The 22,878-nt window shown below is 73.6% G+C and carries 21 protein-coding genes; 14 read left to right on the forward strand and 7 right to left on the reverse strand.

Annotated elements, in window-relative coordinates; all coding sequences use genetic code 11:
• Together B124_RS31540 and B124_RS31545 are read left to right on the forward strand one after the other, a co-directional pair.
• Window positions 1-540: lipid II:glycine glycyltransferase FemX (locus B124_RS31540; protein ID WP_496506425.1), on the forward strand; the 540-nt coding region annotated here is incomplete at its 5' end.
• The gene (locus B124_RS31545) at window positions 537-1,094 is read left to right on the forward strand and encodes a GNAT family N-acetyltransferase (protein WP_496506426.1); all 558 of its coding nucleotides are present in this window, start codon (window positions 537-539) and stop codon (window positions 1,092-1,094) included. The genes B124_RS31540 and B124_RS31545, both read left to right, overlap by 4 nt.
• On the opposite strand, the gene B124_RS31550 is transcribed toward B124_RS31545, so the two are convergent.
• On the reverse strand, window positions 1,087-2,430 hold the full coding sequence (locus tag B124_RS31550; protein WP_496506457.1) for a UDP-N-acetylmuramoyl-tripeptide--D-alanyl-D-alanine ligase: 1,344 nt from the start codon (window positions 2,428-2,430) through the stop codon (window positions 1,087-1,089). The two genes, B124_RS31545 and B124_RS31550, sit on opposite strands and share 8 nt — an antisense overlap.
• Before the next feature lie 224 nt (window positions 2,431-2,654).
• On the opposite strand from B124_RS31550, the gene B124_RS31555 reads away from it, so the two are divergent.
• Genes B124_RS31555 through vanX form a run of 3 tightly spaced genes read left to right on the forward strand, consistent with a single transcriptional unit; the run spans window position 2,655 to window position 5,258 of the window.
• Window positions 2,655-3,623, forward strand: a complete 969-nt coding sequence (locus B124_RS31555) for a D-isomer specific 2-hydroxyacid dehydrogenase family protein (protein WP_496506427.1) — start codon at window positions 2,655-2,657, stop codon at window positions 3,621-3,623.
• Complete coding sequence (vanA, locus tag B124_RS31560) at window positions 3,616-4,653, forward strand: D-alanine--(R)-lactate ligase (RefSeq protein WP_496506428.1); 1,038 nt, start codon at window positions 3,616-3,618, stop codon at window positions 4,651-4,653. Before B124_RS31555 ends, vanA begins: the two co-directional genes overlap by 8 nt.
• A complete protein-coding gene (gene vanX, locus B124_RS31565; RefSeq protein WP_496506429.1) occupies window positions 4,650-5,258 on the forward strand; it encodes a D-Ala-D-Ala dipeptidase VanX in 609 nt (202 codons plus the stop codon). The genes vanA and vanX overlap by 4 nt, the downstream gene beginning before the upstream one ends.
• A gap of 15 nt (window positions 5,259-5,273) precedes the next feature.
• Here vanX and B124_RS31570 read toward each other — a convergent pair whose 3' ends face one another.
• From B124_RS31570 to B124_RS31585, 4 genes are read right to left on the reverse strand one after another with little or no spacing between them, the layout of a single operon-like run.
• The gene (locus B124_RS31570; RefSeq protein WP_496506458.1) at window positions 5,274-5,993 is read right to left on the reverse strand and encodes an ABC transporter permease subunit; all 720 of its coding nucleotides are present in this window, start codon (window positions 5,991-5,993) and stop codon (window positions 5,274-5,276) included.
• A gap of 21 nt (window positions 5,994-6,014) precedes the next feature.
• Complete coding sequence (locus tag B124_RS31575; RefSeq protein WP_496506430.1) at window positions 6,015-6,926, reverse strand: ABC transporter ATP-binding protein; 912 nt, start codon at window positions 6,924-6,926, stop codon at window positions 6,015-6,017.
• Entirely contained in the window at window positions 6,923-7,867 is a 945-nt protein-coding gene (locus tag B124_RS31580) for an ABC transporter permease (RefSeq protein WP_496506431.1), read from the reverse strand. The genes B124_RS31575 and B124_RS31580 overlap by 4 nt, the downstream gene beginning before the upstream one ends.
• The gene (locus B124_RS31585; protein ID WP_496506432.1) at window positions 7,857-8,951 is read right to left on the reverse strand and encodes an ABC transporter ATP-binding protein; all 1,095 of its coding nucleotides are present in this window, start codon (window positions 8,949-8,951) and stop codon (window positions 7,857-7,859) included. Before B124_RS31585 ends, B124_RS31580 begins: the two co-directional genes overlap by 11 nt.
• Window positions 8,952-9,323: 372 nt before the next feature.
• Between B124_RS31585 and B124_RS31590 the strand changes: the two genes are divergently transcribed.
• The 7 genes from B124_RS31590 (at window position 9,324) to B124_RS31620 (ending at window position 18,044) form a co-directional block, all read left to right on the forward strand.
• A complete protein-coding gene (locus B124_RS31590; RefSeq protein WP_496506433.1) occupies window positions 9,324-11,093 on the forward strand; it encodes an SDR family oxidoreductase in 1,770 nt (589 codons plus the stop codon).
• 352 nt (window positions 11,094-11,445) lie between these two features.
• Window positions 11,446-12,393 (forward strand): MerR family transcriptional regulator, encoded by a 948-nt coding sequence (locus B124_RS31595; RefSeq protein WP_496506434.1) that lies wholly within the window; start codon window positions 11,446-11,448, stop codon window positions 12,391-12,393.
• Between the two features lie 266 nt (window positions 12,394-12,659).
• A complete protein-coding gene (locus tag B124_RS31600) occupies window positions 12,660-13,847 on the forward strand; it encodes a hypothetical protein (protein ID WP_496506435.1) in 1,188 nt (395 codons plus the stop codon).
• Window positions 13,848-13,903: 56 nt separating this feature from the next.
• A complete protein-coding gene (locus tag B124_RS31605; RefSeq protein ID WP_496506436.1) occupies window positions 13,904-15,025 on the forward strand; it encodes a CobW family GTP-binding protein in 1,122 nt (373 codons plus the stop codon).
• A gap of 103 nt (window positions 15,026-15,128) precedes the next feature.
• On the forward strand, window positions 15,129-16,343 hold the full coding sequence (locus tag B124_RS31610; protein WP_496506437.1) for a hypothetical protein: 1,215 nt from the start codon (window positions 15,129-15,131) through the stop codon (window positions 16,341-16,343).
• Window positions 16,344-16,464: 121 nt separating this feature from the next.
• Window positions 16,465-17,007: a hypothetical protein gene (locus B124_RS31615; protein ID WP_496506438.1), complete on the forward strand. Its 543-nt coding sequence runs from the start codon at window positions 16,465-16,467 to the stop codon at window positions 17,005-17,007.
• Between the two features lie 137 nt (window positions 17,008-17,144).
• The gene (locus tag B124_RS31620) at window positions 17,145-18,044 is read left to right on the forward strand and encodes an LLM class flavin-dependent oxidoreductase (protein WP_496506439.1); all 900 of its coding nucleotides are present in this window, start codon (window positions 17,145-17,147) and stop codon (window positions 18,042-18,044) included.
• A 75-nt stretch (window positions 18,045-18,119) separates the two neighbouring features.
• Here B124_RS31620 and B124_RS31625 read toward each other — a convergent pair whose 3' ends face one another.
• Both B124_RS31625 and B124_RS31630 read right to left on the reverse strand, forming a co-directional pair.
• Window positions 18,120-19,073: a serine hydrolase gene (locus B124_RS31625; RefSeq protein ID WP_496506440.1), complete on the reverse strand. Its 954-nt coding sequence runs from the start codon at window positions 19,071-19,073 to the stop codon at window positions 18,120-18,122.
• Entirely contained in the window at window positions 19,070-20,143 is a 1,074-nt protein-coding gene (locus tag B124_RS31630; RefSeq protein ID WP_496506441.1) for a LysR family transcriptional regulator, read from the reverse strand. The genes B124_RS31625 and B124_RS31630 overlap by 4 nt, the downstream gene beginning before the upstream one ends.
• A gap of 102 nt (window positions 20,144-20,245) precedes the next feature.
• Here B124_RS31630 and B124_RS31635 point away from each other — a divergent pair, with 102 nt between their 5' ends.
• Both B124_RS31635 and B124_RS31640 read left to right on the forward strand, forming a co-directional pair.
• Entirely contained in the window at window positions 20,246-21,958 is a 1,713-nt protein-coding gene (locus B124_RS31635; RefSeq protein ID WP_496506459.1) for a penicillin-binding transpeptidase domain-containing protein, read from the forward strand.
• 45 nt (window positions 21,959-22,003) lie between these two features.
• A complete protein-coding gene (locus B124_RS31640; RefSeq protein ID WP_496506442.1) occupies window positions 22,004-22,852 on the forward strand; it encodes an HAD hydrolase family protein in 849 nt (282 codons plus the stop codon).
• Window positions 22,853-22,878: the final 26 nt, after the last annotated feature.

Consider the following 22,878-nt stretch of genomic DNA (forward strand, 5'->3'; position numbering starts at 1 on the left):
GGCGAGGGAGGCGAGGGAGGCGAGGGAGGCGGGGGTCGCGAGGAGCTGCGGGCGTTTCACGATCTGTACGTCCACACCGCCGAGCGCGACCGCTTCACCCCCCGGCCGCTGCGCTACTTCGAGACCATGTTCGCGGCGCTGCGCGCCGAGGACCCCCAGCGCATCTGGCTCTACCTGGCCCGCCACCGGGGCGACCTGGTCGCCGCCAGCATCCTGGTCCGCGTCGGGGCCCACGCGGTGTACGCGTACGGCGCCTCCGCCACCGCCAAACGCGAGGTGCGCGGCTCCAACGCCTGCCAGTGGGCGATGATCCGCGACTCGCTGGCGGCCGGCTGCGACGTCTACGACCTGCGCGGCATCACCCCCACCCTGGACGCCGACGACCCGCACGTCGGGCTGATCCAGTTCAAGACCGGCCTCGGCGGCCAGGCGGTGCGGTACGTCGGCGAGTGGGACCTGCCGCTGCGGCCGGTGGTCTACCGGGCCTTCGACCTGTATCTGAGGCGGCGCGAGTCCCTCAGGCGGCGGGCGCGTACATGAAGATCCGCTCGGCGCGCGGCGCCGACGCCCCGGCCGTGAGCGGACTCCTGGGGCAGTTGGGCTATCCGCAGGCCGGCCGGGCGGCGACGGCACGCCGCATCCAGACCTGGGCCGAGGATCCGTCCGGGGCGGTGTACGTGGCCGAGGCCGGGGGCGGCGTGCTGGGGGTCGTCGCCGTCCACGTGTGCCCGTACTTCGAACGCGACGGCGCCTGGGGCCGGATCGTGGCCCTGGTGGTGTCCGAACGGGCCCGCGGCCGGGGCGTCGGATCGCAACTCGTCGCCGCCGCAGAGTCGTTCGCCGCCGCGCGCGGGTGCCTGCGCATGGAGGTCACCAGCGCGGACCGCCGGCGCGCCGCGCACGAGTTCTACCGGCGCCGCGGGTACGCCGGCGAAGCCGGCAGGTCCTCCCGGTTCCTGCGCGACCTGCCCGGTCCCGGCTCGCCGGACGGCCGCGAGCCGGAGCGCCGCGAGCCGGAGCGCCGCGAGCCGGAGCGCCGCGAGCCGGAGCGCCGCGAGCCGGAGCACCGCGAGCCGGAGCGCCCGGCTAGGTGAGCGCGGCGGCGACCTCGTCGAGGCATGCCGCGCGGGAGCCTTTGACGAGCACCACGTCGCCGGCGGCGAGGTTGCCGCGCAGCCAGTCGACGGCGGCGTCGTTGCCGGCCAGCGCCACCGCCCCGGCCCCGTAGCCGTCGGCGATCGGCCGGGCGGCCTCGCCGACCGCGAGGACCAGGTCGGCCCGGGAGGCCGCGTACGCGCCGACGGCGCGGTGCTCGGCGTCGCTCTCCTCGCCCAGTTCGAGCATGTCGCCGAGGACGGCGATGCGGCGCCGGGCCTCGATCGCCGCGAGGGCGTCCAGGGCGGCGCGGGTGGAGTCGGGGTTGGCGTTGTACGAGTCGTTGAGGAGCGTGGCGCCGCCGGCGAGGTCGCGCAGTTCCATGCGCCACTTCGACAACGAGGCGGTGGCCAGGGCCGATGCGGCGAAGTCGAGGGGAAGTCCGGCCGCAAGTCCCGCCGCCGCGGCGGCGGACGCGTTGAGCGCCTGGTGGGCGCCCACGAGCGGCAGCGCGACGCGGGCCGAGGCGTCGGCGGTCCGCAGCGTGAAGGAGGGCCGGCCCCACGCGTCCAGCGTCAGGTCGTGCACCCGTACGTCGGCGTGCTCGGCCCGGCCGAAGGTCAGCACCGGGCCCTCGGTGAGCGAGCGCATCGCGGCGACCTGCGGATCGTCGGCGTTGAGGACGGCGGTGCCGCCGGGCGGCAGGGCCCGTACCAGCTCGCCCTTGGCCTCGGCGATGGCCTCGCGCGAGCCGAACTCGCCGAGGTGGGCCTGGCCGGCGTTGAGGACGACGGCGATGTCGGGCGTGACCAGGCCGGTGAGCGCGGCGATGTCGCCGACGCGGCGGGCGCCCATCTCCAGTACCAGGAACTGGGTGCCCAGGTCGGCGCGGAGCATGGTCAGCGGCACCCCGAGTTCGTTGTTGAACGAGCCGGCCGTCGCGATCGTCGGCGCGGCGCCGGACAGGACGGCCGCCAGCAGGTCCTTGGTGCTCGTCTTGCCCTGCGAGCCGGTCAGCCCGACCACGGTCAGCCCGTGGCGCAGCCGGGCCACGACGTGGGCGGCGAGCGCCTGCAGCGCCGCCTGGACGTCCTCGACGACGACGGTGGGCAGCGGCGTGGGCCGGGAACCGAGCACGGCGACCACGCCGGCCCGGCCGGCCTGACCGGCGTAGTCGTGGCCGTCGACGCGCTCCCCGGCGACGGCCACGAAGAGGCCGCCCGGCTCGGCCTGCCGGCCGTCGAGCACGGCCGGAGCGGTCACCGTCACGGCGCCGTCGCCCTCGACCGTCCCGCCGACGACCTCGGCGATCTCGCGGATGCCGAGCGGGATCACGCCCGCGCGGCGCGGGAGCCGGGGAGCGGGAGTGAGGCCGGAGAGGTAGAGGTAGGAGGAGGCTGGCTCGTTGGAGGTCATTCCTTCAGCGAAGGCAGCGCGGTGTTGTGAGTGCGTATGCGGATTCCGATATGCCGACGATATGCTACCGGCAGGTAATGTATCGTCAGGATATCGGAATCCGCATACGTTCCGGCGACATCGCGTCCCGTTGACTGCAGGGCATGACCACGGCGGGAATCACCCTGTACGGCTGCGAGCGCGACGAGGAGATGCTTGTCCGGGAGCTGGCGCCGCGCTTCGGCGTGGTGCCGACCATCACGGCGGCAGCGGTCTCGGAGGCCAATGCTCAACTTGCGTCCGGAAACCGGTGCATCAGCGTCGACCACAAGACCCGGATCACGGACTCCGTTCTTCGTGCGCTGAGTCGTGCCGGCGTCGCGTACATCTCCACCCGGAGCATCGGCTGCAACCACATTGACGTGCGCTACGCGGCGGACGTGGGCATCTGCGTGGAGAACGTCGCCTATTCGCCCGACAGCGTGGCCGACTACACCCTGATGCTCATGCTGATGGCGGTGCGGCACGCAAAATCCACCATCCGCCGCGCGGACGTCCACGATTACCGGCTGCATGACGTGCGCGGGAAGGAACTGCGCGATCTGACCGTCGGGGTGGTGGGGACGGGACGTATCGGCGCGGCCGTGATGGACCGGCTGCGCGGCTTCGGCTGCCGGATGCTGGCCCACGATATCCGCTCCGGGGCCCCCGCCGACTACGTTCCCCTCGATGAACTGCTGCGGCTGAGCGACATAGTGACGCTCCATACGCCGCTCACCGCGGAAACACACCATCTTCTGGGCCGCCGGCGCATCGAGCAGATGAGGCGCGGCGCCGTCGTCATCAACACCGGACGCGGTCCGCTGCTGGACACCGAGGCTCTGCTCCAGGCGCTGGAAGACGGCAGGCTGGGCGGCGCCGCGCTGGATGTCCTCGAAGGCGAGGAAGGGATCTTCTACGCCGACCGCAGAGAAAAACCCATCGAGAGCGGAACGCTGTTGCGGCTCCAGGAACTGCCGAACGTGCTCATCAGCCCGCACACCGCGTACTACACGGACCACGCCCTGAGCGACACGGTCGAGAACTCCCTCACCAACTGCCTGACATTCGAAAGCAGGAACCAGCATGGGTAGGCTGAAGGTCGGAATCGTCTTCGGGGGCTGTTCCGAAGAACATCCCGTCTCCCTGAAGTCCGCGCGGGAGGTCGCGCGGAACCTCGATCCCGAGAAGTACCAGCCGTTCTATCTCGGGATCACGGAGAGCGGCGCCTGGCGGCTTTGCGAAGGACCCGGCCCGGACTGGGAGAACGGCAGCCGCCCGGCCCTGCTGTCACCGGACCGGGGCGCACGCGGAATTCTCGTCCTGGAGCAGGGACGCTACGGGACGATCGGTCTGGACGTCGTGTTGCCGGTGCTGCACGGCAAACTCGGCGAGGACGGCGCGATACAGGGCCTGCTGGAGCTGGCCGGCATCCCCTACGTGGGCTGCGACGTCCAGAGTTCCGCCCTGTGCATGGACAAGTCCCTCGCGTACGGCGTCGTCAGGAGCGCGGGAATCGCCACGCCGGAATTCCGGGCCGTCACGGCGGACGAGGACGTCGAGGCCGACCGGCTGGCGTATCCCGTGTTCGTGAAGCCCGCCCGTTCCGGCTCGTCCTTCGGCGTCAGCAAGGTGTCCCGGCCGGAGGAACTGCCGGACGCGGTGAAGACCGCGCGGCAGTACGACTCGAAGGTGCTGATCGAGGAGGCGGTGGCCGGCAGCGAGGTCGGGTGTGCGGTCCTGGGCAACGATCCGGATCTGATCACGGGCGAAGTGGACCGGATCGCGCTGTCGCACGGCTTCTTCAAGATCCATCAGGAGCAGGACCCCGAGAGCGGCTCTGAGAACTCGACCCCCATCGTGCCCGCCGACATTCCGGCCGAGTCGCGCTCGCTCGTCCAGGAAACCGCGAAGGCCGTGTACCGCGCCCTGGGGTGCCGGGGGCTGGCCCGGGTCGACCTGTTCCTCAAGGGCGATGGACAAGTCGTCCTCAACGAGGTCAACACCTTTCCCGGCCTGACCTCCTACAGCCGTTATCCGAGGATGATGGCCGCCGCTGGCATGCCGATGTCCCAGGTGATCGACCACCTGATCACGCTGGCTTTGGCGGGCGATGCCCGGTGAACGGCGACTTCGCCTTTCTGGACGAGCTTGCCCCCGGCATACGGTGGGACGCCAAGTACGCCACCTGGGACAATTTCACCGGCAAGCCGGTGGACGGATACCTGGCCAACCGGATCGTCGGCACGCGCGCGCTGTGCCAGGCCCTGGACAGGGTGCGGGAGAAGGCGGAGTCCCGCGGCTTCGGCCTGCTGCTCTGGGACGGCTACCGCCCGCAACGGGCCGTGGACTGCTTTCTGCGCTGGTCGAGGCAGCCGGAGGACGGACGTACCAAACAGCGGCACTATCCGAACATCGGCAGAGCCGAGATGTTCGAGCAGGGATACGTCGCCGCCAAGTCCGGCCACAGCCGGGGCAGCACCGTCGACCTCACCCTCTACCGTCTGGACACCGGCGAACTGGCTCCCATGGGAGGCGGCCACGATCTGATGGATCCCCTCTCCCACCACGGCGCGGAGGGGATCACCCGGCGCGAGAGCGGGAACCGCGCGTACCTCCGCTCCCTCATGGAGACCTGCGGCTTCAGCCCGTACGCGTGCGAGTGGTGGCACTACACGCTGAACGACGAGCCCTACCCCGACACCTACTTCGACTTTCCCGTCGGCTAGCGGGGCCGCCGTCCGTCACTCCTCGCCCGCCAGCGTCAGCGACCGCAGCCGCTGCGCGGCGAACCAGGTCGTGCCCGCCGTGACCACGATCAGCAGGACCGTCGCCACCGGCAGCGCCACGTCGGAGACGACGTGGCCGCCCTGGCCGGTCTTCTCGCCCACCGCCAGCGCCCACTGCTGGATGCTGAGTGTCTTCACGCCGTCGACGAGGCTGCCGAGCAGGGCCTCCCACACCAGCGCGTAGACGAGTCCGAAGACCACCGCGTGCCGCGAGACCGTGCCGAGCATGAGGAAGAAGGCGGCGTACGCGACGGAGGCGACCGCGGCGGCCAGCGCGTACGCGACCGCCAGACGGCTGCCGTTGCCGCCGAGGATGACGCCGGCGACCAGCGTGGGCAGCGCGGAGAACGCGGCGGTCACGCTCACCGCGACGACCAGCTTGGTGAGGATGATCGTCGGCCGTGGCACGGGCTTCGACAGCAGATAGACGATCGAACTGTCGTCGATCTCCGGGCCGATGGCGCCCGTGCCGGCGATGACGCCGATGAGCGGCACCATGGTCGCCAGCGCGAAGCCGCCGAGGAGGTCGGCGGTGACCTCGTCGTCGGCGCCGACGAGGGCGCGTACGACGATGGCGATGACGATGAGCAGCACGGGCAGCAGGAGCAGGATGAGCGCCCGGCGGCGGCCGAGGATGGCCCGCTGGGTGAGCCGGGCGACGGTGGGGTGGTACAGCATCGCGTTCTTCGCTCCTTCTCAGGCCGCGACCAGGTACGAGAAGACGGATTCGAGGGACTCGTCGGACGGCGAGACCTCGTAGAGGCGGATGCCGTGGTCCCTGGCGACGCGCGGCAGCAGCTCGGTGAAGCGGGCGAAGTCGACGGCCTGGACGTGCAGGATCCCGTCGCGCCGGTCGAGTTCGAGCCCGGCCGTGGACGGGTCGGCGATGAGCGCGGAGGCGAGCGCGCGGTCGTCGCTGGAGCGTACGGCGTAGTGGTGCGGGCGGTCGGTCATCAGCCGGCGGATCTTGCGGAAGTCGCCGGAGGCCGCGTGCCGGCCGGCGACGATCACCTCGATGTGCGCGGCGAGCTGCTCGACCTCCTCCAGGATGTGCGAGGAGAACAGCACGGTACGGCCCGCGGCGCCCATCTGCCGCAGCAGGTCCATCAGGTGCATGCGCTGGCGCGGGTCCATGCCGTTGAACGGCTCGTCGAGGAGCAGCACTTCGGGCTCGTGGACGAGGGCGGAGGCCATCTTCACGCGCTGCCGCATGCCCTTGCTGTACGTGTTGATCTTGCGGTTCTGCGCGTACTCCATCTCGACCGTGGCCAGCGCCTTCTGCGCCGCATCAGCGCCGAGGCCGTGCAGCTCGGCGTTGGCGAGGACGAACTCGCGGCCGGTGAGGAAGTCGTACATCGCCTCGCGCTCGGGGACGAGGCCGATCTGGGTGTAGACCTGCTCGTTGCGCCAGATGCGGACGCCGTCGAGGGTGACCGCGCCGGTGGAGGGGGCGAGGAAGCCGGCCATCATGTTGATGAGGGTCGACTTGCCGGCGCCGTTGGGGCCGAGGAGGCCGGTGACGCCCGGGCCGATGGCCATGCTCACGTCGTTGACGGCGACGACGTTGCCGAACCAGCGGGAGACGCTGTCGATCCGGATGGTGGTCACAGCCCGGCCTTTCGGTAGCGGCGCAGCAGGAAGAGGTGGCAGCCGGCGGTGAGCGCGAGCGCGACCAGCAGCGCGACCACCCCGGCCGCGGTGGCCGGGTCGACGGGTTCCGGGCTGGCGGTGGCGGGGGTGGCGCCGAGGAACGTCGACTGGACGTTGTCGATGAGGCCGATGGGCGAGAAGAGCGCGAACCAGCCGATGGCGTCGAGGTTGTCCTGCTCCCACGCGATGCCCTGCAGCGCGCTGACCGCGCCGAACGGTACGGTGAACGCGGCGATGACGGCGGCGACGCCGAAGCCGCGGCGGGGGGTGAGGGCGGCGATGGCCAGGCCGATGCCGGCGAAGAGCAGCGACAGCAGGGCGACGGAGACGAGCGCCTGGGCGAAGCCCTTGGTCTGGTCGGTGAAGTCCAGCTTCGCCAGCAGCGCGCCGACGTAGAGGATCAGCAGGGGGGTGGCGGTGAGGATGAAGAGCGCGGAGGCCATCGCCGCGTATTTCGCGGAGACGTAGTCGAGGCGTTCGACGGGGCGGGAGAAGTACAGCGGGATGGTTCGGAACCGCAGGTCGCGGGAGACGGACACGGGGGCCTGGGCGGCGATGAAGAGGAAGATGACGGGCTGGAGGAAGATCGCGTAGTCGGTGTACTCCAGCGGCAGTTCGTCCATGCCCGTGCCGACGGCGACCGCGACGATGATGAGCGCGACCAGGCACATGATGCCGAAGAGGAGCGCGGGCGGGACCTTGGACTTGGCGGAGCGGCCGAGGCCGTACGCGGCGCGCAGGGACTGGGTGAACAGCGAGCGGCGGGCGTAGCCGCGGCCGAGGCGGGGGCCGTCGTAGTGGCGGTAGCCGATGTCGTGGATGACGTCGGTGGCGGCGGGGGGTGTGCCCGTGCCGGGGGCCTGGCCGGTGTCGCCTGTGGCGGGGGCGTCAGTGGGCATGAGGGCTTCCTGCGGTGTCGGTCGCGGTGTCGGTCGCGGGCGTGCTCGTGGAGGTGCCGGGGTCCGCGGCGGCGTGCGCGCCGGGGTCCGCGCTGGGGGCCGGGCTGGTGGTTGCGCTGGCGGTCGCGCTGGCGCTGGCGGCCCCGCTCGCCGGGAGGGTGTCGTCGTCGCGGAAGATCTCCGCGATGCGGTGCCGGCGCTGCTCCATGCGCACCAGCCCGAGGCCGAGCCCGGCCACCGCGTCCCGTACGACGTCGTACGTGCCGTCGCCCTCCGCCTGGACGTACAGCAGCCGGCCGTCCGCGGTGATCTCCAGACCCGCGCCGGCGAGCGCCTTGCGCAGGGTGGCGGTGCCGTCGGGGTGGGCGTCGGTGTCGGTCACCTCGACCGCGAGGGTGGCGGTGGACTGCGTGAAGTCGCTGGTGGAGCTGGAGCGCAGCAGCTTGCCGCCGTCGATGACGACGACGTGGTCGCAGGTGCGCTCCAACTCGCCGAGGAGGTGGGAGGTGACGAGGACGGAGATGCCGAAGTCGGCGTGTACGCGGCGGATGAGGCCGAGCATGTCGTCGCGGCCGACGGGGTCGAGGCCGTTGGTCGGCTCGTCGAGGAAGACGAGCTGCGGGTCGTGCACGAGGGCCTGGGCGAGCTTGACGCGCTGCTTCATGCCGGTGGAGTAGCCGCCGATGGGGCGGTAGCGCTCCTCGTACAGGCCGACGTGGCGCAGGGTGTCGGCGGTGCGCTCGCGGGCCGCGGTGGCGGGCAGGCCGGACATGCGCGCCATGTGGACGACGAACTCCGTGGCGGAGACGTCGGGTGGGAGGCAGTCGTGCTCCGGCATGTAGCCGACGCGCTCGCGGATGGTGGCGGCGGTGTCGCTGCCGGCGGCCACGTCGAGGCCGAGGACGGTGGCGGAGCCCTCGGAGGCGGGCGACAGGCCGAGCAGGATCTTGATCAGCGTGGACTTGCCGGCGCCGTTGGCGCCGACCAGGCCCGTGACCCCGGGGCCGATGTCGAGGGTGAGCCCGTCGAGCGCGGTGACCCGGGGAAACCGTTTGCTCAGGTTCTCGGTGGCGATGACTGTCACGTTGCACGACGGTAGTGGCGCGGCGGCGCGCGGGCGTCAGACCTGGCGACGGTTGGCGGATACGACCGGGGAGTGACGGACCCGTAGGGGGAGCGGTCCTGGAACCCTGAGGTTACCGGCGGTATCCACAGGGCGACTGAGGGCATTGACGGCGCCATGGGGTGATGTCACAGTCGTTGGTGTCAGCTTTTGGGGCGGCGCCGGCTTCGGGTGAAGTCGGGCCGGGCAGTGCGGACATGAAGTGCGGACATGCAGGTGGATACGGGGCGGGGCGGCCATGGAGGCGGCGGAGGGCCGGGAGCCGGCGGATCGGGCGCCGGGCGGCGGGCGGGGTGTGCGGCGGGAGCAGGAGAAGGAGAAGGGGTGGGTGGCATGAGCGAGTGGGGCGGCGCGGCCGTACGGGAGCGGTGGGTCCAGGCCGCCGGGGTCGAGCTGTGCGTGGCGGAGCTGGGGGAGGCCGGGCGGCCGGTGGTCGTGCTGCTGCACGGCTATCCGGACAGCAAGGAGGTGTGGGCCGAGGTCGCGTCCCGGCTCGCCGAGCACTTCCACGTCGTGCTGTACGACGTCCGCGGCCACGGCCGCTCCACCGCGCCGAAGCCGCTGCGGGGCGGGTTCACGCTGGAGAAGCTCACGGACGACTTCCTCGCCGTGGCCGACGCCGTCAGCCCGGACCGCCCGGTGCACCTCGTGGGGCACGACTGGGGCTCGGTGCAGGGCTGGGAGTTCACCACGGTGGAGCGCACGGAAGGCCGCATCGCGTCCTTCACCTCACTCTCCGGCCCGTCCCTCGACCACTTCGGGCACTGGATCAACGACCGGCTGCGCCGGCCCACACCGCGGCGGGCCGGTCAACTGCTCGGCCAGACCGCCAAGTCCTGGTACGTGTACCTGCTGCACACCCCCGTGCTGCCCGAGCTGGCCTGGCGCGGCCCGCTCGGCGCGCGCTGGCCGGCGATCCTGCGGCGGCTGGAGAAGGTCCCGGGCGACGGCTATCCGACGCCCTCACTGGGCGACGACGCGGCCCACGGCGCCTGGCTCTACCGGGACAACATCCGCGCCCGGCTGCGCCGCCCCCGCGCCGATGCCTACGCACACGCGCCGGTGCAGCTCGTCACCCCCGTCGGCGACGCTTTCCTCTCCCCGAGCCTCTACGACGACCTGGACCGCTGGGTGCCGCAGTTGCTGCGGCGCACCATCGACGCCCGGCACTGGGTCCCGCGCACCCGGCCCGACCAGCTCGCCGCGTGGATCGGTGAGTTCGTGCGCGCGCACGAGGACGGCACCCCGGCCGCGGAGATCGTCCCCCGCTGGCCGTACGCGGACCGGTTCGGCGGGCGGCTGGTGCTGATCACCGGCGCGGGCAGCGGCATCGGCCGGGCCACCGCCTTCGCCTTCGCGGAGGCCGGCGCGCGGATCGTGGCGGCGGACATCGACGCCGAGGGGGCGGCCACGACCGCGGAGTTGTGCCGGATGATCGGCGCGGCCCAGGCGTGGGCGGAGTCCGTGGACGTGGCGGACGAGGCGGCGATGGAGAAGTTCGCCGAGCGCGTCGCCGCCGCGTACGGGGTGGTGGACGTGCTGGTGAACAACGCCGGGATCGGGCTGTCCGGCCCGTTCCTCGACACCTCGGCGGCGGACTGGCGCCGGGTGCTGGACGTCAATCTGTGGGGTGTCATCCACGGCTGCCGGCTCTTCGGCAGGCAGATGGCCGAGCGCGGCCAGGGCGGGCACATCGTCAACACCGCCTCGGCCGCCGCGTATGCGCCGTCGCGGACCCTGCCCGCGTACGCGACGTCGAAGGCCGCGGTGCTGATGCTCTCGGAGTGCCTGCGCGCGGAGCTGGGCGGGCAGGGGATCGGGGTCTCTGCCGTCTGCCCCGGCTTCGTGCACACCAACATCACGGCCACCACACGGTTCGCCGGGGTCTCCGAAGAGGAGGAGCAGCGCCGCCGAAAGAGCGCCCACCGCTGGTACGGGAAGCGGAACTACCCGGCGGAGAAGGTCGCGGAGGCCGTGCTGCGGGCGGTCGTGCGCAACCAGGCGGTGGTGGCGGTCACCCCGGAGGCGCGGGGGGCGCGGCTGCTGGCGCGGTTCGCACCGCGCGCGCTGCGGGCGATAGCCCGGGCGGAGCCGAAGTTCTGACGCCGTGCCGCCGGCTCCCGGTTGCCGGGCCGCAGTGTCCGTCGTCCACCCACCACGTGACCAGATCCACCCCGCCTTCCAGGAGCCGCATCGTGAGCACTGAAGCGCACTTCCCGCACGCGGAGCACCGCGCGAGCACGCACCACCGGGTCTCGTTCGCCCGTTGGGGGATCCCGATATCCGCGCCGGTCGTACCATCCCTCCCAAGAGGGCGCGCCGCGGCCGGGCGCCGGGCGCCGGGTTGACCGGCGTGGCGGGCCGGCCGGGGCATACGGCGGTGAGCGGGGCGACGAGCGGGCCGGGGTACCCGCCCGGGTGCGGGCCGGGCGACCGGCCGAGGGGCAGGAGAGCGGTGCGGGAGCAGCAGGCGGCCGGCGAGTACCGGATCGAGGGTCTGGCGCACGCCAGCGGTACGACCGTACGGACCATCCGCGCGTACGCCGACCGCGGGCTGCTGCCCCGTCCGGAGCGGCGCGGGCGGACGAACGTCTACGGCGAAGAACACCTCGCCCGGCTCCGCCAGATAGCCGGCCTCCTCGACCGCGGCTACACGCTGGCGTCCATCAAGGAGCTGCTGGAGGCGTGGGACGCGGGCCGGGGGCTCGGCGGTGTGCTGGGCCTGGTCGCGGAGGTGCAGGGGCCGTGGACCGACGAGGAGTCCGGGCAGTTGAGCCGGGCGGAGCTGGTGGAGCTGTTCGGCGGGGCGGCGGACGAGTCCGCGGTCGAGGAGGCCGTCGAGCTGGGCGTGCTGGAGCGGGTGCCGGGCGAGCCGGAGGTGTTCCTCGTCCCCAGCCCGCAGCAGCTCACGGTCGCCGCGGAACTGCACGCGGCGGGCGTCCCGTTCGCCGCCCTCACCGGCCATCTGCGCGAGCTGCGGCTGCGGGTGGAGGAGATAGCCGCGGGCCTGCTCGACTTCACCGCCGAGCACGTCTTCCAGCGCTATCTCGACCACCCTCCGTCGGACGCGGAGGCGAGCGAGGCCGCCGGCCTCGTCCGCCGGCTGCGCCCGCTGGCGCAGCAGACGATGGACGCGGAGCTGGCCCGTGCGATGCGCACCATGGCCACGCGCCAGCTCCACGAGCACCTCGCCGGCCCGCCCCAGCCGCCGGCCGCCGCCCCGGAGCTGGTCCCGGCGACGCTCCCGGTGAGCCTGCCGGCGGCCACGGTGGCGGCGGTGCGCGACCTGGTGGGCCCGGCGGCGACGGCGGAGTTCGTCACCTCGGCGACGGAACGGGAGGTCCACAAGCGCCGGATGGACACCCTGGCGACGGGCGGCGGCGGCCCGGACGCCGGCTCCTGACCCGGCTCTGCCCTGGTCTCCTGATCCGGGCTCCTGACCCAGGAACCTGATCCGGGAACTTGATCCGGGAACCTGACCCGGTCCTGACCGAGGCTCCTGATCCGGGGTCCTGATCCGGGGTCCTGATCCGGGCTCCTGATCCGGGGTCCTGATCCGGCTCCTGCCCCGGGGCCTGACCGGGCCTGTGACCCCGGCCGGACGCGGGGTTGACCCCCGGTTACCCGCGGGTCACTCTGGCTCAGCCGTACAACGGGAGGAGAACACGCATGCGCAGACGCAGCTTTGTCAGAGGATTAACCGTCACGACCGCCGCCACCGGGCTCGGCCTCACCGCCGCCGGTCACGGCCCCGCTGCCGCCGCTGCCACCGCCGGCGAGGGCAACCGGACCACCGGCAACGCGCGGCCCTTTGCCGCCTGGCAGGAGGTTGCCGTGCCGGCCGGTGAACCCGCCGCCCTGCTCAACGCCGTCGCCGCCGCGGGTCCCGACCTCGCGTGGGCCGTGGGCGAGGAGGCCCGCAGCGGCTCCACCTCCGGCCGTCCCTTCGCCCGTACCTGGGACGGCTCCGCCTGGCAGCCCACCGACGTCTCCCACCTCGCGTTCGCCGGCAGCCTCCGCAACGTGGCCGCCGCCCCCGCCGGCGCCGCGGGCACCGTCGCCGCCTGGGCGGTGGGGTACGACCGGGCCGGCGCCGACCACCTCCTCGCCTGGGACGGCACCACCTGGCGCGAGCACGACTTCCCCGGACGCGGCGAGTCCGGCACGGAGTTGTGGGCCGTCGCCGTCGCTCCCGACGGCACCGTCCGGGTCTCCGGCACCCGCGACGGCGCCGGGCGGGTGCTGCGCTCGGCGGACGCCGCCGGCACCCGCTGGAGCTGGTCCCCGCCGCTGCCCACCGATGACGGTTCCGTCCCCAGCCTGTGGAACGTCCACGTCGACGGCGCCGGCGCCACCTGGGTCTCCGGTGACGTCGTCGTCGCCCGCTACGACGACAGCTCCTGGCACGTCCTGCCCCGGCTCACCGGACTGCGCCTGTCCGTCACCGACCTGCTCCCCGCCGCCCCCGACGACATCTGGCTCACCGGCCACGACTACGGCGCCGGCGGCCCGATCGGCAAGCCGCCGTCCGTCGTCCTGCGCCACTACGACGGCACGGCCTGGCAGGACGTCGCCGCCCCCTTCACCGTCGGCTCCCTCGGCGCCATCGCGCCCGACGCCGCCGGCCGGCCCGCCGTCATCGCCGGGTGGGACTTCTGGGACGGCACCAGCGCCCACTATCTCCGCTGGGACGGCGCCGCGTGGACCAGCGAGCGCGGCCCCGCCGCGGCGGAGGGCGTGACCCCTGTGATGTCCGCCCTCGCCCCCATACCGGGCACGGCCGGATTCTGGTCGACGGGCACCACGGCACAGTCCCCGTTCCCGCCCGCGCAGGCGCGCATCGAGCGCTACGGCTGACGGTCCGCCCCCTACGCTGGACGCCGGCAGAACGGACGGCGCCGGGAGGGTGGCTGGTGGGCAGCGGACGGATCCCCGTGGTCGTACTCGCGGGGTTCCTGGGCTCCGGCAAGACCACCCTCCTCAACCGGCTGCTGCGCAACAGCGGCGGGAGCCGGATCGGCGCCGTCGTCAACGACTTCGGCAGCATCGAGATCGACGCCATGGCCGTCGCCGGCCAGGTCGACTCGATGGTCTCCCTCGGCAACGGCTGCCTGTGCTGCGCCGTGGACACCGCCGAGCTGGACGCCTATCTCGACCGGCTCGCCGGCACCGGCCGGATCGACGTCATCGTGGTCGAGGCCAGCGGCCTCGCCGAGCCGCAGGAGCTCATCCGCATGGTGCTGGCCAGCGCGAACGACCGCATCGTGTACGGGGGACTGGTCGAGGTCGTGGACGGCGCCGAGTTCGCCGCCACCCGCGAGCGGCACCCCGAGATCGACCGGCACCTCGCCGCCGCCGACCTCGTCCTGCTCAACAAGACCGACCGGATCGACGACGGCGAACGCCGCCGCCTCTGCGAGGTGATCGGGGACCTGGCCCCCGGCACGCCCGTGGTGGCGACGGCGTACGGGCGGGTCGACCCCGGGCTGTTCTTCGACCCGGGGAGCGCCGACGGCCCCGGCGGCGCCGCAGTTCCCCGCCACCGCCAGCTCTCCTTCGCCGACCTCGCCCCGGACGACGGCACCGACGGCCACGGTGGCGACATCCCCGACGGCCACACCGGCGACATCCCCGACGGCCACGGCGGCGACCACAGCGGGCACCTTCACGCGGCGTACGAGAGCGTCGAGTTCACCACCGACCAGCCCGTCAGCCCCCGCCGCCTGCTGGACTTCCTCGACACCCGCCCCGCCGGCCTCTACCGCATCAAGGGCTTCGTCCGCTTCGGCGTCCCCGGCCACCCGCAGAAGTACGGGCTGCACGCCGTGGGCCGCTTCCTGCGCTTCCGCCCCGCCCCCTGGGGCCGCGGCGAGGAGCGCGCCACGCGGCTGGTGCTGATCGGCGCGCGGATCGACGCGGACGCCGTACGCAAGGAGCTGGACGCCTGCCGCGGCCACGGGCCGCGGGACGCGGGCGAGGACGCGATGTGGGGAGTGCTGCGATACGTGGACGGAGGTGAGGAACCGGAGGCGTAGCCGGTCCCCCGGGTTCAACTGCCCGTTGCGGGACAGAAAGTCTGCGGGCCAGAAGACGCCGCACACTTGCCCGCGTCGCGCATCCGACCGAGAGGACTGCCGCATGAGCACGTTCAGCCGCCGCGCCCTGGTCACCGGGGCCTCCGCCACCGGCCTCACCCTGGCGCTGCCCCACCGGGCACCGGCCGCCGGGCCCGCCGCCGTCACCTCCGCCGCCCACGACGACACCGCCCACGACGACACCGCCCACGACGACACCGCCAACGCCACCCCGGCCGCCGTCGCGTACGCCGCCTTCCGCCTCGTCCGCATCCGCCCCGGCGACCCCGCCGTGCCCGAGGTGACGCTCCCCGACGGCTACGAGTTCGTGCCCGGCGAGCGGTACCACGTCGCCAGCCGCGCCGAGTACTACTCCTTCGTCCGCGGCCCCGCCACCGCCGCCGGCATCGAGGTCTCCGTCCGCTGGCCCGGCGTCACCGTCGCCGCCGTCGTCCACATGGACACCCGGCTGCGCATCAGACGCGACCCCGCCGACCGCCACCGCTTCGCCTTCACCCTCCCCGTCACCCAGCCCTCCGCCGACGCCAACCAGCCCACCCTGCAGATCTGGAGCCACCCCGACATATCCCCGGGCATGTACTACAAGCTCGACCACAACGACCCCGACCGCGTCGCCGGCCCCTGGACCACCGTCCCGTGGCCCGCCGCGGAGGCCCGCTCCCAGCTCCACCAGCTCGTCGCCGCACACCGCATCCTCATCGCCTCCGGGCTCAAGGCCACCGCCGCGGCCAAGGGCCACCGCTGGTTCGTCGCCGGCTTCGAGACGAACAACACCCTGCACGCGGACAACCCGCCGCACTGGCACATCTCCTACAACTCCGGCCCCGACTTCAACTCCCCCACCCACAACCCCCACTTCTGGCTCGACGCCGACGCCAGGAACTTCTACAACGGGATGGACGTCACCGGCCTCGGCCGCCTGCGCCACTACGTCGGCGACCCGGCCCACCTCTACGACTTCACCGGCGACGCCAACGACGGCCGCGGCGAACTCGTCGCGACGATGACCATCCGCGAGGACGGCGGCATCGACATCGCCCCGCCCACCGGCCCCGCGTACGCCCTCGCCGCGGGCCGCGACGGGTCGCTGACCGAGGAGGTCACGGTCCTGCGCGACGGCCGCCCCTGGCTGCGCGTGGCGACCGGGGACCGCTACCGCGTCGGCGTGCTGACCATCCGCACCCGCGGCCTGCGCCACCCCGCCGACGACGACGTCACGGTCCTGCGCTACGACCCCCTCACCGGCGTCCTCGCCTGAGTATCCGCCCCACCCCCTGGCGACGCGCGTAGACATCGGGCATCATCCTGCGGTGTACCACCTGCTCAGCCGGCTCCGCCGGATCCCCCCACAACTCCCCCACTCCAGCAGGAGGTTCCCCATGCGGGTACGTTCCGCACTCACGGCCTTCGCCCTCGTCGCCGGCGCCTCCGCGGGCGTCGCCGCGGCCCCCGCCCAGGCGGCGGCCCCGGCGGCCCCCGCGTCCCCGGCCACGGCTCCGGCCGCGCCGCTGGTCACGAAGATCAGCCACTCCCAGGCCACGTCGATGTTCCGCTCCTCCGGCATCACCTGGTCATCCTCCGGCGGCTGCTCCGACCGCAACAACCCCACCTGCACCTCCTTCGAGCAGCTCAACCTCCCCACCGCCCAGGGCGCCCAGACGCTCAAGTCCGCGAGCGGCTGCGCCCTGAACATCACCGGCGGCACCGAGACGGGGCACGCCGGCGGCACGTACAGCCACTGGAACGGCTACAAGCTCGACTACGCCCTCAGCACCTGCCTCAACAACTACGTCACCGGCACCTTCACCTACATCGGCGAACGCGGCGACGGCGCCGCCATGTACGAGTCCGGCTCCGGCAACGTCTACGCCCGCGAGAGCAACCACTGGGACGTCACCTACTACAACTGCGGCGGCTGCTGACCCGCAGTCCAGCCCTCACCGCTCAGCCCTCACCGCGACCCTGCGGCGCCCCCGCGCAGGCCCCGCAGGGTCGCGGAGGCGAGCGCCGGGCCTGGAGCCGCACGTAGGCACCCCGGGTCCGACGTAGGCTCGGCGATATGAGCCTGCGCCTGAGCACCCTGATCCTGCCCGTCCAGCGGTGGCACTCCGGCGGACGTGCGCAGTGGCAGCGGGCGGAGGAGCTGGGCTTCTTCGCCGCGTACACCTACGACCACCTGTCCTGGCGTACGTTCCGCGACGGCCCCTGGTTCGGTGCCCTGCCGACCCTGACCGCCGCCGCCACCGCGACCTCCCGGCTCCGCCTGGGCACGCTCGTGACCTCGCCGAACTTCCGGCATCCCGTCACGCTGGCCAAGGAGTTGATCTCGCTGGACGACGTGTCGGGCGGGCGGCTGACGCTGGGGATCGGAGCGGGGGGCTCCGGGTTCGACGCGACCGCGCTGGGGCAGCAGCCGTGGGCGGCGCGGGAGCGGACGGAGCGGTTCGCGGAGTTCCTGCCGCTGCTGGACACGCTGTTGACGCAGGACACGACGACGCACGCGGGCACGTACTACTCGGCGCACGAGGTGCGGATGATCCCCGGGTGCATACAGCGACCGCGGCTGCCCTTCGCCGTGGCGGCCACCGGGCCGCGCGGGATGCGGCTGGCCGCGCAGTACGGGCAGGCGTGGGTGACCACCGGCGACCCCCGGACCTCCGCGACGGGCACCGCCGCCGACTCCCTGGCCGCCATCCGCACCCAGGTCGACCGGCTCGCCGAGGCGGGGGCCGTCGTGGGGCGGGACACCTCGGCGATGGAGAAGGTGCTGCTCGCCGGCTTCACCCCGGACCGGCCGCTGGACTCCCTGGACGCCTTCGTCGACTTCGCCGGCAAGCACGCCGATCTCGGGTTCACCGAGATCGCGCTGCACTGGCCCATCCCGGACTCGGTCTTCGCCGCCGACGAGCGGGTCTTCGAGCGCATCGCCACGGAGGCGCCGGCGCAGCTCGGAGCCTGACCGCTCACGCGACGGCCCGCCTGACCCCGCACCCGACGGCCCGCAGACCCCTCACCCGACGGCCCGCCTGACCGCTCACGCCGCGCGGAGGGCGTCCACCGCCAGGCGGGCGGTGGTGCCGATCACCGCGTCGGCCGCCGGGAGCGTGACCGCCGTCGCCGCGGCGCGGGTGCACACGGCGACCGCGTAGCGGCCCCCGTCCGGGTACTCCACGACGCCGATCTCGTGCCGCAGCGTCGGCAGCGTGCCCGTCTTCCCGCTGACCCGTACGTCGTCGAAGGGGAAACCGGACGCCAGCCGGTGCCCCCACGCCTGGGTGCCCAGCGTGCGGCGCAGGTCGGCGGCGTACGCGCCGGTGCAAACCTCGTCGCGCCAGACGGCGGCGAGGAGGGCGGTGAGTTCGCGCGGGGTGGAGCGGTTGGTACGGGCCGGGTCGAGGACGCTGAGGCGGGTGACGCGGGCGGGGTCGAGGAGCGCGGCGGCGCCGTCGTCGCCGGCGTCCTCGGCGAGTGCGGCGTAGAGGTCGCGTACCTTCTGCACGGCGGTGGTGCGGGTCAGGCCCAGGGCGGTCATGGTGCGGTTGACGGCCTCGATGCCGACGGTGTCCCACAGCACGTCGGCGGCGGTGTTGTCGCTGACGGAGACCGCGAGCACGGCCAGGTCGCGCAGCGAGAGCCGGGCGGCGTCGCGCATGGCGCCGAGCCCGGTCGGGCCGGGGGTGCGGCCGGCGGCGGGGATGTCCACGGCGGTGGTGAGGTCGACGCGGCCGTGCTCGGCCTCGCGGTAGAGGGTGGCGAGCAGGCACACCTTGTGCACGCTGGCGGTGCTGACCGGGGTGTCGGCGGCCACCGCGACCGCGGCGCCGGTGTCGATGTCGCGCGCGTGGAGCTGGCCGCTGACCCCGGCTTCCGTGAACGCCCGGCGGATGCGGGCCGCGGCGGTGCGGTGGGCCCGGGGCGCGGGAGGCAGCCGCGCGGGAGGGGGCTGCGCGGGAGGCTGCTGTGCGGGAGGCTGCCGGGGTGGGGTCACAGCGGGAACTCCGAGGCGGGGCGGGGGTGGACGGCCGCGGCGCGGGCGGGGCGCATGCCGGCGTGGTCGCGCATCGCCTCGTGGGCGGCCTCCGCGAAGCGGGCCACGGCCGGGTTGTGGCCGTCCGCCGGCCACGCCGCTGACGTACGCCAGCCGACCGGGTCACCGGCCAGCGGGCGCCACACCGTACCGGGGCCCGCGGTGGTACGGGGCAGCAGGGCGACGGCACCGCCGGGCGCGGCGGGTCCCTCCGGTTCTACGGGTTCTTCCTGCCGTTCGGGCTCTCCTGGTGCTGCTCTGGCTGAGTCGGGCGCGGCCGGGGCGGTGGCGGCGGCCGGGGCGGTGGAGAGGACGAGGGCGCGGGTGAAGTCCCCGCCGGACGCCTCGTGGACGGCGGCCGGCGTGCAGCCGTGCCGGGCGCAGGCGGTCAGCACCTCGTCGTACAGCGCGGGATCGTCGGCCCGCGGCGTGAGGACCAGCGCCCGCCCGCTCAGGTCGGCCACGGTCAGCCGCCCGCCCGCGGCGAGCGGGTCGGCGGCGGCGAGCGGGTCGGCGGCGGCGAGCAGCGCGCCGAGCGGCTGGTGGAGTACGGGCCCGAAGGCGAGCCCGGGCGCGGGGCACGGATGCCGTACGACGCCCGCGTCGAGGGTGCCGGCGGCCAGTTCGCGGACCTGCGCGGTGGTGGTCAGCTCGCGCAGCTCCAGCTCGCCGCCCGGGGACCGCTCGCGGTAGCCGGTGATGAGCGCGGCGACGGCCGCAGGACCCAGGTGCGGCGGGACGGCGGCGCGCAGCGTACCGGCCGCACCGCTGCCGATCCGCGCGACCGCCGCGGCGAGCCGGTCCGCGGCGGCGAGCACCTGGTCGGCCTCCGCCAGCACGAGCCGGCCCGCGGGGGTCAGCGTCGTGCCCTGGCTGCCGCGGTCGAAGAGCCGCACGCCCAGCTCGCGCTCCAGCCGGCGGATGCGCTGGGACAGCGACGGCTGCGCGATGCGCAGCCGCTCCGCGGCGCGGCCGAAGTGGCGTTCCTCGGCGACCGCCCTGAAGTAGCGCAGATGCCGGAGGAGGTCCATGGGCAGCGAGGATAGTCAATCGCCTATCGGCCTGTTGATGATATTGGTCTTGGACTGAAGCGCGGGGCTGCTGATCTGCTGTCCGGTATGACAGGACATGGGGTGGGGTACGGGGACGGGTCGCGGGGCTCGTACGGCGACAGTGGCCACGGGAGTTCGTACAGGGACGGGTATGACGCCGGTGCGTACGGCGCGGGTCCGTACCAGGACGGGCCCGTACGCGGGCGGGGGCGCGGGCGACGGCGGCGCCGGCGCGGTCCGGTGCTCGCCGTGGTGACGGTGGTGCTGGCCGGCGGCGGGTACTGGGCGGCGACGGCGGGGCCGCTCGACGGCGGTGCGGACGGCGGCGGGCCCGCGGACCCGGCGGCGCGGCGGACGGCGGAGCGGTACCTCGACGGCTGGTCGGCGGGGCGGATGAAGGCGGCGGCCCGGCTGACGGACTCGCCGGCCGAGGCCGAGCGGATCCTCGTGGCCTTCACGGAGGGCCTGGAGATCGCGAAGCCGGAGCTGACGGCGGGCAGGGCCCGTGCCGACGGCGACGGCGGGGCGGAGGTGACGTACACCGCGAAGATGCCCGTACGGGACCTCGGCACCTGGACGTACAAGGCGACGCTGCCGCTGACCCGCGACGACGGCGGCACATGGCGGGTGCGGTGGAAGCTGGGGCTGGTGCATCCGAAGCTGACGGACACGGAGAAGTTCCAGCTGGTGCGCGAGGAGTCGGAGCAACTGGACGCCGTCGACCGCGACGGCGAGGCCGTCTCCGCGGCGGACCACCCGTCGCTGATGGGCGTGCTGGGCCTGGGCGGCGGGCAGCCGCAGGGCGCGGTGCAGGTCGTCGACCGGCACACGGGGGAGGTGCAGAGCACGGAGGCGCGCTTCGGGCCGCGTCTTGACGCGGCGGACGGGACGGTGCGTACGACGATCGACGCGGAACTGCAGGGTGCCGCCGAGGCGGCGATGGACGAGCACGTCGGGGAGCGCAACGCCGGGCTCGTCGCCATCGACATGGAGACCGGCGAGGTGCTGGCCGCCGCCAACTCCCCGGCCACGGGCTTCAACCGGGCCTTCCAGGGCACGTACGCCCCCGGCTCGACCTGGAAGGTGGCGACGACCGCCGCGCTGCTGGACAAGGGCGCGGTCAGCCCGGGTACGACGGTGGACTGCCCGAAGTACCTGACGGTCGGGAAGCAGTTCCACAACGTGGAGACGTCGGAGATCCCCGGCGCGACGTTCCGCGAGGACTTCATCCATTCGTGCAACACGGCCTTCGTCGCGCTGCGCGACGCGCTCGGCGAGGAGGAGATGACGGCCTTCGCGCGGCAGTACTTCGGGATCGGGGAGGAGTGGAGCACGGGCGTGCCGTCGTTCGACGGGGAGGTGCCGGTGCCGGTGGACGAGACGGAGCACGCGGCGGCGCTCTTCGGGCAGGGGCGGCTGCGGTCGAACCCGCTGGTGATGGCGTCGGTCACGGCGACGGCGGCGACGGGGACGTTCCGGCAGCCGGTGATCGTCAAGGACCAGGAGGAGTCGGACCTGGCGTCGGCGGAGCCGCTTCCGGAGGGGGTGGTGACGACGCTGCGGGAGCTGATGGCGGACACGGTGACGGACGGCAGCGCGCAGGTGCTGGCGGGGCTGCCGGGGGACGTGGGGGCGAAGACGGGGACGGCGGAGGTGACGGCGACGGGGCCGAACAACGGGTGGCTGGTGGCGTATCGCGACGGGGTGGCGGTGGCGTGCGTGGTGGAGGACGCGGACAGCGGCTCGGGGGATGCGGGGCCGGTGGTGCGGGAGGTGCTGGAGGCGGTGGGGTGAGGCGGGTGGCGGCGGGTTGCGGCGGCCGTACGCGATGATGGCCGGATGACCGACGCCGCCTCTCTCGCCGCTTCCCCTTCCGCCTCCCGTCCCCGGCTCATCGCCACGGACCTCGACGGCACCCTGCTGCGGGACGACAAGACCGTCTCCGACCGCACGGTTGCCGCGCTGGCGGCGGCGGAGGAAGCGGGTCTTGCGGTCGTGTTCGTCACGGGCCGGCCGGCGCGGTGGATGGGCTTGGTCGCGGAGCACGTGCAGGGGCACGGGATGGCGATCTGCGCCAACGGCGCCGTGGTCGTCGACCTGCACCGGGGGCTGGAGTCGACCGAGGTCTGCCCGCTGCCGCTCGACGACGCCCTGACGATCGTCGGCGTGCTGCGGACCATCGCGCCGGGTACGGCGTTCGCGGTGGAGCACCTGGGCGGGTTCGGCCGGGAGGAGGAGTATCCGCTGCACCGGGCGCCGGGGCCGATAGCCCCGGTGGAGAAGCTGCTGGCGGCGGACGGGGAGCGGGCGGGGGAGCCGCTGCTGAAGCTGCTGGCGTACCACCCGGGGCTCGGGGCGGACGAGTTCCTGCAGGCGGCGCGGGCGGGGGCGGGGGCGTACGGGGAGTTCACCCGGTCGACGCCGAGCGCGCTGCTGGAGGTCAGCGGGGTGGGCGTGAGCAAGGCGAGCACGCTGGCGCGTTACTGCGGGGCGCGGGGGATCGCGGCGGCGGAGGTCGTGGCCTTCGGCGACATGCCGAACGACATGGAGATGCTGGCGTGGGCCGGCAGGTCGTACGCCATGGCCAACGCGCACCCGGCCGTTCTGGCGGCGACGACGGACCGCACGGCGGCGAACGAGGAGGACGGGGTGGCGCTGGTCATCGAGCAGTTGCTGCACGGGGTGTAGGGCGAGGGCCGCGGGGAGCACCGCTC

The organism is Streptomyces sp. CNP082, from assembly GCF_059570535.1.